Here is a 10,257-nt window from a genome sequence, read left to right as displayed (position 1 = left end):
AGATGTGTATAAGAGACAGCTCCTGCCTCCTCGCCCCGCCCCGCCCCGACCGGGGCTAGGCGGAGGTGGCGTGGGATTCGAGGAACTCGAAGACCTCGCGGTCGTCGACGCCGGGAAACTTGCCGGAGGGCAGAGGCGAGAGCACATGCGCGTGCAGGCGCGCGCTCGGCCAGGCGCTGTTCGACCAGCGTTCGACGAGCTCGCTCGGCGGGCGTTTGCAGCACGACTCGTCGGGGCAGCGCGAGACGGCCCGCTTCGACGTGTCCCGGCCCCGAAACCACTTCGCATCGGCGAACGAGGTGCCGAAGCTGATCGAGAACTCCCCCGCCGACGTCGTGCCCGTCTGGGTTGCGCACCAGAAGGTGCCGGCGGGAGTGTCGGTGTACTGGTAGAACTCCGTCGACCGGTTGGTGCGGCTGAGGGCGACGCGTGCGGCCCAGTTGCGGCAGACGAACTGCCCTTCGACGGCTCCGGTCACGTCGTGCGGTAACGGCAGGGCATCGTTCTCGTAGGCCTTCTGGATGGCTCCGTCATCGGTGAGGCGGAGGAAATGCACGTTGATGCCCAGATGCGAGGTGGCGAGGTTGGTCATCCGGAGCGCAGCCGCCTCGTGGGTGACACCGAATGCGTCGCGAAAATCTTCGACTGATAGGTCGCGGCGCGCTTTTGCTGCCGACAAGAACTTCACCGCTGCGGTCTGCGGCATGAGCGAGGCGGCAGCGAAGTAGTTGATCTCGAGGCGCTGCTGCAGGAACTCGGCATAGTTCTCGGGCGGCTGATGGCCGAGCACACGGTGGGCCATCGCCTGCAGGGCCATCGATCGCAGGCCGTGGCCGCCCGGAATCGAGGCCGGCGGCAGGTAGATGCGCCCGCTCGCCAGATCGGTGACCGACCGGGCGGAGTGCGGCAGATCGTTCACGTGGATGAGGCGAAAGCCCAGGTCTTCGGCGAGCAGGCTCACCGTTCGGTGGCTGAGCGCTCCACCCGTGTGCCCCACGCGTGCGAGCGTCTGCTCGACGATCTTCTCGAGGTCGGGCAGGTGATTGTTGTTCTGCCGCATGGTGTCGCGCAGCTCGGTGTTGGCACGCCGGGCCTCTTCGGGCGTCGCAATCGACTCGGTGGCCCGGCGCAACAGCTCACGGTGCAGGCCCACCAGCGACTCGAGCGTCTCCTGGGGCAGGTTGCGGCTCGCTGGCACTGTCGGCAGCCCGAGTGAGGCGTACAGGGTTCCGTTCTGTGCGCGAGCGAGTTCGATCTCGAGCGCAGTGCGGGCATCCGGAGCCTCTTCGGAGAGAAGCTCGGCGAGGGTGACACCGAGCTCGGCAGCGAGCGACTGCAGAAGAGAGAACTTGGGTTCGCGGCGACCGTTCTCGATGAGCGACAGCTGGCTGCCGACGACTCCGGTGCGCTCGCCGAGTTGGTCGAGCGTGAGCCCGGCAAGCTTTCTGAAGTGCCGGATGCGGCGACCGAGGGTGATCAAGTCGATTTTGGTGGGCAACTTTGCCTCCTGTAAAGAACAGCCGATCTTTCACGATCGATTTCTAGAATGTAGCCCAAATAGCGGGGAAAGTGGAGGAACAGCCACAAAATACTTTTTCTCATACCCTTAGGAGCCGCCATGAGCATCCTCGAATCCACACCGGCCGACCTGTCGTGGACGCGCCGCGCCGCGCTGCACGTCGTCGAAACCGCCCCGACCACAGCCCCCATCACCACACCTCGTGCACAGTCGCCGAGCGTGACCGACTGGGTCGCCGAGATCAGCGCGCTCACCGAACCCGACGCCGTGCTCTGGTGCGACGGCTCGACCAAGGAATGGGATGACCTCACCAAACTCATGGTCAGCCAGGGCACCCTCATCAGGTTGAACCCCGAATGGCGCCCGAACAGTTTTCTGGCGCGCAGCGACGCCGCCGATGTAGCCCGGGTCGAAGACCGCACCTTCATCTGCTCGACCGAGCAGATCGACGCCGGCCCCACCAACAACTGGCGGGCGCCGGCCGAGATGAAGGCCGAACTCAGCGCACTGTTCGCCGGCAGCATGCGGGGGCGCACGATGTACGTCGTACCGTTCTCGATGGGCCCGGTGGGAGGCGCTCTGTCTCAGGTGGGGATCCAGATCACCGATTCGCCGTACGTTGTGGCGAGCATGGCCCTCATGACCCGCATCGGCACGGCCGTTCTCGACACCATCACCAGCACCACCGAGTGGGTGCCGGCGCTGCACAGCGTGGGGGCTCCGCTCGTCGCGACCGCCGCCGATGGCAGTGTGACGGTCATCCCCGACGTCGCTTGGCCGCACAACCCGCTGAAGTACATCGCGCATTTCCCCGAGACCCGCGAGATCTGGTCATTCGGCTCGGGTTACGGCGGAAACGCTCTGCTCGGCAAGAAGTGCTTCGCGCTCCGCATCGCCTCGGTGATGGCCCGCGGTGAGGGATGGATGGCCGAGCACATGCTGCTCGTCAAGGTCACCTCACCCGAGCAGAAGGTCTACCACCTCGCCGCCGCCTTCCCCTCGGCGTGCGGAAAGACGAACCTCGCCATGCTGAAGCCCACCATTCCCGGCTGGAAGGTCGAGACGATCGGCGACGACATCGCCTGGATGCGGCCCGGCCCTGACGGCAGACTCCGAGCCATCAACCCCGAACGTGGCTTCTTCGGCGTGGCACCTGGCACCGGCCTTGCCACCAACAAAACGGCGGTCGACACCATGTGGGGAAACACCATCTTCACCAACGTCGCCCTCCGTGACGACGGCGATGTGTGGTGGGAGGGTCTCACCGAAACGGCCCCCGCTCACCTCATCGATTGGCAGGGCAACGACTGGACGCCCGACTCCCCCACCCCGGCCGCCCACCCCAACGCCCGCTTCACCGTTGCGGCCGACCAGTGCCCCTCGATCGCGGCTGAATGGGAAGACCCTGAGGGCGTCGTGATCGACGCCATCCTCTTCGGTGGCCGCCGCCCGAGCACGGTGCCGCTGGTAGCCCAGGCCAAGAACTGGGCCCACGGCGTGTTCGTGGGCGCCACCATGGCCTCAGAGACCACGGCGGCCGCTGTCGGCGCCGTCGGGCGTCTGCGCCACGACCCGTTCGCGATGCTGCCCTTCGTCGGCTACAACATGGCCGACTACTTTCAGCACTGGCTCGACATGGGCGAAACGCTGGGCTCTGACGCGCCGGCCATCTTTCAGGTCAACTGGTTTCGCAAAGACGCCGGCGGCTCGTACCTCTGGCCCGGCTTCGCCGAGAATGCGCGCGTGGTCGAGTGGATCATCCGGCGCCTCGAAGGCGATGTCGCCGCTCGCCAAACCCCCATCGGCGGGCTGCCGCTGGCGCACGAGCTGAACGTCGACGGCCTCGGCCTCACCCGCGACCAGCTCGACACACTGCTGGGCCTCGACGCCGAGGGGTGGGTCATCGAAGCCGATGAAACCGAACGCTACTTCGCCTCTCTCGGCAGCGACCGGATGCCCGCCGCCCTCACCGACGAGCTGACGCGGTTGCGCGGGGGGCTCGCCAAGCTCCTGTCGTAGGCGGGCCCACCCATCTGTACTGAGCCGCGGTGCGAGATCTGGCACCGCGGCTCAGTCGCGCCGGAGGTCAGTATCGAATGGCGTCGATCACCTTCACACGAACCGCGACGACGGCCGGCAACAGCCCGGCAATCGCGCCGACCACCACTGCCGCAGCCAACCCGAGCACAGCGGCCTCGACGGGAAAAGGCGGCACATCGGAAACCCCTTGGGCGATGGCGCCCTCGACCCACGGGCTCTTCACGATGAGAATCGACAGCATCACCCCCGCCACACCGGCGGCGACCGTTGCCACCACGCTCTCCATCATCACCGCGAAGAACACCCGCCGGGCGGTCGCCCCGAAGCTCCGCCTGATACCGATCTCCTGGATGCGCTGCCGCACCGTCACGAGCGAAATGTTCACCAGCCCGAGCGCGCCGAGCAGCAGCACCAGCACCGCCACCCCGCTGATGACGAGTTTGATCGGCAGAAACGGGTCGTCGCCGTTCGCGGCATAGTCTTGCCGGTTCACCTGGGCGGTGGCGCCCTCGCCGAGCGAGGCGCTGAAGTCTGCCGTCAGCCGTGTCGTCAGGTCTGCCGAGAGCGCGGGCGGTACCCACATCTCGTACGACGGGTAAGAGGGGTACGACGCATCCGTCGTCAGCTTGTCGGCCAGCTGTGTATAGGCGTCGTTCAGCATCATCATGCTGGGCTGGGTCTCCCAGCTCTGCGACGCGGTGACCCCGACGAGAACCGCCGTGACCGGCTTCGACCCGGCCAGCGTGACCGTGGGGTGCGTGCTGAGATCGGGTGAGCCGAGCCGGGCGTAGAAGATGTCGTTCACGATCAGCGCGGGCGCGAGCCGCTGCGCGTCAGCCTCGCCGAACCACGAGCCCTTCGAGACGGTGACCCGGTGCATGGTGCCGTAGGGCTGGTCGACGAGCATCGCGTTCACCACGCTGACGCCGTCGATGAACTGGATGCTCAGCTGCTGCTGATTCACCCGGCTGGCGTACCGCACGCCGTAGCGAACGAGCGCCTCGTTCCACGTCTTGTCCATGACGGCGGCCGAGGGCGTCGACCCATCAGCCGTGTACGCCGACACGTAGAGGGTCGCCGGCCGCCCGCTCGAACGCTCACTGGTTTCGATGGTCGCCTGCTGCGCGATGTTGCCGAGCGCCACCACACTGGTCAGCGCACAGACCGCCACAGCAACGCCGATCAGCGAGAGCAGCACCCGCGTGCGGTGGATGCGCAGTTCGGCCCACGCCTCGATCACGCTGCCGACGAAGGCAGTCAGAAGACCTTTCACAAGAGCACCTCCGCCCACGGCACCAGCACCCCGCGTTCCAGCCGAAAGCGCCTCGTCGCGAGTGCCGCGATCGCCGGGTCGTGCGTGATCGTCACCAGCGCCGCACTCGACGCCGTGGCGATTTCGTCGAGCAGGGCCATCACCGACTCGCCCGTCTCAATGTCGAGCGCACCCGTCGGCTCATCGGCGAGAATCAGGCGCGGCCCCCGCACGAGGGCGCGCGCAATAGCCACGCGCTGCTGCTCACCGCCCGAGAGCCGGTCGGGAGTCGACGCCAGCCGATGCCCGAGCCCGACCCGTTCGAGCATGGCGGTCGCGATGGACCGCCGGCGCCAGAACGCAGACCCTGTGTCGTAGAGCAGTGGTGTCATCACATTCTCGAGCGCCGTGCGCCCCTGCAGCAGGTTGAACTGCTGAAAGATGAATCCCACATCCCGACCCCTCGTGACGTCGCGCTGGCGAGCAGAGAACTGCCGGGTCGGTGCGTCGTCGAAGAAGATCTCACCCTCGGTGGGTGAGTCGAGCAGGCCGAGCAGGTTGAGCAGGGTCGACTTGCCCGAGCCCGAGCGCCCGACGATCGACAGGCGGTCGCCCACGTCGACCACGAGGTCGACTCCGTTCAGAATCACGAGGGGCCGATCATCCACTCGGGAGACGGTTCTGCCCACACCCCTGAGCTCAAGAAGCGCCACGGCTCAACCCGCGATCGCAGCGCCGGAGCCGCCGACACTGAAGCAGTTCGGCGCGCCCCCGCAGCCGTCGGTCGGGGCCGCGGCGCCGGGAACGAACTGCAGAACGGTGTCGCCCGCAGCGAGTCCCGAGACGACCTGCACCTGCGTGCCGTCGGTCAGGCCCAGGATGACCGGCCGCTGCTCGGTCGTTCCGTCGGGTAGCACGAACCATACGTTGCCGTTGACCGCGGTGCCCTCGACGGCTGTGGTCGGGATGACCAGAACGTTCTCGGCTTTGCCTGCCGCGATGGTGACGTCGGCCGCGAGGCCGGAGAAGACGCGCACGTCGACGGGAACACTGCAGCGGAGGGTGTTGCCCGAGCCGCCGCCGCTGCTGCCACCACTGGTTCCGCCCGGCGCCGAGCCCCCGCCAGACCCAGACCCGCTCGAGTCTGCCCCGGCCAGCGGGGTGACGATGCTCAGCCCGGTGCAGGTGAACGGCGCCGGCCCGCCCGTGATGGCGACCGTCGCCTCGGTGGGCTGGCTCACCAACCGGTACTGGTCAGCCGCGTTCAGCGAACCCGTCACCGAGAAGGTGGGCGGTGCGATCTGCCCGGCGATGTCGCCGATGGCCATCGACTGCCCCGCCAGCACGGGCAGTGCGCTCACGATGCCCGCACTCGGTGCCTTCACCGCAACGTAGGTGATCAGGGGCTTTCGCGGTGTGGAGATGGTCGAGCCGTCGGGCCCCGCCGTTTCGAGCGGGTCGCGCGCCGTCTCGACCTTGATGTCGAAGATCGTGTCGCCGGGCGACACAGTCGCGCCGACGGCCACGGAGACCTCGTCGACCACGCCGATGGCCGTCGCCCTGATCGGTGTCGCGGGGTCGGCGCTGATGGTCGCTTTCAGCGTCACATCGTTCGAGACCGTGCCCGTGGTCACCACTGATTTCGGTTCGGTCAACTGGCCGGTCGGTACCGCCGGGTCGGCGATGGCCTGACTATCGGGAAAGAATGCCAGCTTGCAGAGTGCAACGGCGATGGCTGCCACGACGGCCAACCGGATGATCGGAAAAACCCATTTGCGAACAATACCCACGGTGGCACCTTCGTGTCGGCCCGGCAGTGCGAGCGATCTGCAGGACGCCCCCAAGCCCTGGAGCCCCCGCCTGACACCATGAGTATATTCACATGCAACGACAGGGCGCTGTTTCGAACCCGTGAGTTCGGGCATCCCGTCACCCGCCGGGTACAGTGGGGTCAGTTCACAAAAGGCACCTCACTGACTCGGTGCCGCCTATAGCGCCTGGAGGGCCACCATGACCGCGAACGTTCCCGAAAAACCCGCGCTCGAAGGCCTCGAAGGCAAGTGGGATGAGCTGTGGAGCGAACGCGGCACCTACCGCTTCGACCGCGCGCTCGCCTCACGCGAGAACATCTACTCCATCGACACCCCGCCGCCCACCGCCTCGGGCTCGCTGCACATCGGGCACGTCTTCTCGTACACCCACACCGATGTGGTCGCCCGTTTTCAGCGTATGCGCGGCAAGAGCGTGTTCTACCCCATCGGGTGGGATGACAACGGTCTGCCCACCGAGCGCCGTGTTCAGAACTACTACGGTGTGCGCTGCGACCCGACGCTGCCGTACGAGGCGTCATTCGTGCCGCCCTACGAGGGCGGCGACAACAAGAGCGGCAAGGCGGCCGACCAGAAGCCCATCTCCCGCCGCAACTTCATCGAACTCTGCGAGCGCCTGACCGTCGAAGACGAGAAGCAGTTCGAAGCGCTCTGGCACCGGCTCGGGCTCAGCGTCGACTGGACCCAGACCTACCGCACCATCGCCGACTCGTCGATGCGCGCCAGCCAGCTGGCATTCATCCGTAACGTCGAGCGCGGCGAGGCATACCAGGCGCAGGCTCCCACGCTCTGGGATGTGACGTTCCGCACTGCCGTCGCGCAGGCCGAGCTCGAAGACAAAGATGTGCCGGGGGCGTACCACCGCATCGCGTTCCACCCCGAAGACCCGAACGGAACGCTCAACAGCACAGACATCTTCATCGAGACCACCCGCCCCGAGCTGCTCGCGGCCTGTGTGGCGCTCGTCGCTCACCCCGACGATGAACGCTTCAAGCCGCTCTTCGGCACGACCGTGCGCACCCCCCTCTTCGACGTCTCCGTGCCGATCGTCGCCCACCACCTCGCCCAGCCCGACAAGGGCGCCGGCATCGCGATGGTCTGCACGTTCGGCGACCTCACCGACGTGATCTGGTGGCGTGACCTGTCGCTGCCGAACCGCGCGATCGTCGGCTTCGACGGGCGCATCATCAGCGAGGCCCCGGATGTCATCACCAGCGAGAGCGGGCTCGCCGCGTATGCCGAGATCGCCGGCAAGACGATCTTCTCGGCCAAGCAGACGGTTGTCGATCTCCTCCGCGCCTCAGGTGAAATGATCGGTGACCCGAAGCCGATCATCCACCCGGTGAAATTCTTCGAGAAGGGCGACAAGCCGCTCGAGATCGTCTCGACGCGCCAGTGGTACATCAGAAACGGTGCGCGCGACGAGGTTCTGCGCCAGCGCCTGCTCGACATGGGCGCGGAAGTCGACTGGCACCCCTCGTTCATGAAGGTGCGCTACGACAACTGGGTCAACGGCCTCACCGGCGACTGGCTCATCTCCCGCCAGCGCTTCTTCGGCGTGCCGATTCCCGTGTGGTACCCGCTCGACGGCGACGGCAACCCCGTGTTCGACCAGCCCATCGTGGCGTCTGAGGCGTCGCTGCCTGTCGATCCGTCGACGGATGCCGCACCCGGCTACGACGAATCACAGCGCAACACGCCCGGTGGTTTTGTGGGCGAACTCGACGTGATGGACACCTGGGCGACCTCCTCGCTCACCCCGCAGCTCGCGGGTGGATGGGAGCGCGACCCCGAACTCTGGGCCCTCGTCGCACCCTACGACCTGCGCCCGCAGGGCCAGGACATCATTCGCACCTGGCTCTTCTCCACGCTGCTGCGTTCGGCGCTCGAAGACGGCCGCACGCCGTGGAAGCATGCTGCGCTGTCGGGGTTCATCGTCGATCCTGACCGCAAGAAGATGTCGAAGTCGAAGGGCAACGTCGTGACACCCGCCGACGTGCTGGAGACCCACGGGTCTGATGCGGTGAGGTACTGGGCGGCATCCAGTCGCCTCGGAACCGACGCAGCGTTCGACCCCCAGAACCCCACCCAGATCAAGATCGGCCGCCGGCTCGCCATCAAGGTTCTGAACGCCGCGAAGTTCGTCTACGGCTTCGAGCTGCCCGCCGGGCAGGCCGCCGTGACGCACCCGCTCGACCTCAGCATGCTCACGCAGCTCGATACGGTCATCGTGGCCGCCACCGAGGCATTCGAGAGCTACGACCACGCCAGGGCTCTCGAAGTCACCGAAACCTTCTTCTGGACCTTCTGCGACGACTACCTCGAACTCGTCAAGGAGCGCGCCTACAGCGCGGCGGCCGACCCGGCAGACAAGGCTTCGGCCGTGCTCGCACTGCAGGCCGCGGTCGACGTGCTGCTGCGCCTGCTGGCGCCGTTCATTCCGTTCGCCACCGAAGAGGTGTGGTCGTGGAGCCACCCCGACGGCGGCTCGGTGCACAGCGCGCCCTGGCCCACCGGCGTGACGGGTGGTGAGGGCGCGGCGTTCGCTCCGGATGCCGCACCCACCCTACCCGCCCACGGCACCCTGCTCGGGCTCGCCGGCCAGGCACTCGTTGCCATCCGCCGCGCGAAGACCGACGCCAAGGCCTCGCAGAAGACCCCCGTGTCGTCGGCCACCATCGAAGGCCCGCCCGACATCATCGCCGAGCTCGAGCTCGCCGCAGCGGATCTCCGCGACGTGGGCCGCATCGAGACCCTCGTCTTTGCGCCAGCAGCTGAGCTCGCCGTGCGCGAGATCGTGCTCGGTGGCGATAGTGTCGGATAACTATTTGCACGACTCCTGGCTCAACGACAACCGAAGGTGACCGACAATGACGTTGACAATCCGCCCCATCACCGACCGCGATTTCTTTGCCTGGTACGACCTCTACGTGGCGTACGGCCAGTTCTATGAGACCCCGATCGAGGGCGATCGCGCCGTTCTGGTGTGGAGTTGGCTCACCGACCCAGCGCACGAGACCGAGGCGCTCGTAGCCGAAGACGACGGCAAGCTGGTTGGTCTCGCGCACATCCGCGAGTTCGCCCGCCCCCTGGCCGGTGGTCGGGGGCTCTACCTCGACGATCTCTTCGTCGCTCCGGATGCCCGGGGTGCCGGTGTCGCGTCGGCCCTCCTCGCTGAGATCAAGGCCCTCGCCGCAACCCGTCACGCGAACGTCGTGCGCTGGATCACCGACGAGAAGAACGAAACCGCCCGTCGCCTCTACGACACAGTCGCCAACCGCACCACCTGGGTCACCTACGACCTGCCCGTTTAGCCCTATTGGAGCCCCTCGAATGATCTCTGTTGGAACCCGCTGGTCAAGCGGCGACGAGCCCCCCGCTCGCCTGCCGCAAGCCGTCATCGATGCCGTTCTCGACGTCGAAGGCGAGCTGGCCGAGCAGAACGTCGACACCACCATGTGGTACTGGACTCTGACCTGGCTCGAGTCGCGCCCCGTGGTCGAGTTCGACGACGGCACCCGCATCGACTACGACCCCGACACCGACGAGGCGACCGTGTCGCAGTCTGACGACCTGACCGACGACTGATTTATAGTTGACTTTTGCTCGTATCTGGC

Annotated in this window: 8 protein-coding genes; 4 read left to right on the top strand and 4 right to left on the bottom strand. The window is 66.8% G+C overall.

Features of this window, described 5'->3' with window-relative positions; translation table 11 throughout:
- Positions 1-55: 55 nt before the first annotated feature.
- A complete protein-coding gene (locus tag QN358_RS15280) occupies positions 56-1,498 on the bottom strand; it encodes a helix-turn-helix transcriptional regulator (protein ID WP_237280507.1) in 1,443 nt (480 codons plus the stop codon).
- 120 nt (positions 1,499-1,618) lie between these two features.
- Between QN358_RS15280 and QN358_RS15275 the strand changes: the two genes are divergently transcribed.
- Complete coding sequence (locus QN358_RS15275; protein ID WP_323512869.1) at positions 1,619-3,538, top strand: phosphoenolpyruvate carboxykinase (GTP); 1,920 nt, start codon at positions 1,619-1,621, stop codon at positions 3,536-3,538.
- Between the two features lie 67 nt (positions 3,539-3,605).
- On the opposite strand, the gene QN358_RS15270 is transcribed toward QN358_RS15275, so the two are convergent.
- Genes QN358_RS15270 through QN358_RS15260 form a run of 3 tightly spaced genes read right to left on the bottom strand, consistent with a single transcriptional unit; the run spans position 3,606 to position 6,601 of the window.
- Positions 3,606-4,832 (bottom strand): ABC transporter permease, encoded by a 1,227-nt coding sequence (locus tag QN358_RS15270; RefSeq protein WP_323512868.1) that lies wholly within the window; start codon positions 4,830-4,832, stop codon positions 3,606-3,608.
- Positions 4,829-5,524 carry an ABC transporter ATP-binding protein gene (locus QN358_RS15265; RefSeq protein WP_136643380.1) on the bottom strand — a complete coding sequence of 232 codons (696 nt, stop codon included), beginning with the start codon at positions 5,522-5,524 and terminating at the stop codon, positions 4,829-4,831. Before QN358_RS15265 ends, QN358_RS15270 begins: the two co-directional genes overlap by 4 nt.
- Before the next feature lie 3 nt (positions 5,525-5,527).
- Positions 5,528-6,601, bottom strand: coding sequence for a hypothetical protein (locus QN358_RS15260; RefSeq protein ID WP_323512867.1), 1,074 nt, complete (start codon positions 6,599-6,601; stop codon positions 5,528-5,530).
- Between the two features lie 220 nt (positions 6,602-6,821).
- Between QN358_RS15260 and valS the strand changes: the two genes are divergently transcribed.
- From valS to QN358_RS15245, 3 genes are read left to right on the top strand one after another with little or no spacing between them, the layout of a single operon-like run.
- Entirely contained in the window at positions 6,822-9,464 is a 2,643-nt protein-coding gene (gene valS / locus QN358_RS15255) for a valine--tRNA ligase (RefSeq protein ID WP_136643378.1), read from the top strand.
- Positions 9,465-9,510: 46 nt separating this feature from the next.
- Positions 9,511-9,954: a GNAT family N-acetyltransferase gene (locus QN358_RS15250; RefSeq protein ID WP_136643377.1), complete on the top strand. Its 444-nt coding sequence runs from the start codon at positions 9,511-9,513 to the stop codon at positions 9,952-9,954.
- Positions 9,955-9,973: 19 nt separating this feature from the next.
- Positions 9,974-10,228, top strand: coding sequence for a hypothetical protein (locus QN358_RS15245; protein ID WP_237280505.1), 255 nt, complete (start codon positions 9,974-9,976; stop codon positions 10,226-10,228).
- Positions 10,229-10,257: the final 29 nt, after the last annotated feature.

This window comes from Subtercola sp. RTI3 (assembly GCF_035018625.1).
GTDB lineage: Bacteria > Actinomycetota > Actinomycetes > Actinomycetales > Microbacteriaceae > Subtercola > Subtercola vilae.
This window is presented reverse-complemented; position numbering and strand designations above follow the sequence as displayed.

Bases quoted from the DNA above. Each gene is read 5' to 3' on its own strand.
- QN358_RS15275 (WP_323512869.1), top strand. From the start codon at position 1,619: ATGAGCATCCTCGAATCCACACCGGCCGACCTGTCGTGGACGCGCCGC.
- QN358_RS15250 (WP_136643377.1), top strand. From the start codon at position 9,511: ATGACGTTGACAATCCGCCCCATCACCGACCGCGATTTCTTTGCCTGG.
- QN358_RS15245 (WP_237280505.1), top strand. From the start codon at position 9,974: ATGATCTCTGTTGGAACCCGCTGGTCAAGCGGCGACGAGCCCCCCGCT.
- valS (WP_136643378.1), top strand. From the start codon at position 6,822: ATGACCGCGAACGTTCCCGAAAAACCCGCGCTCGAAGGCCTCGAAGGC.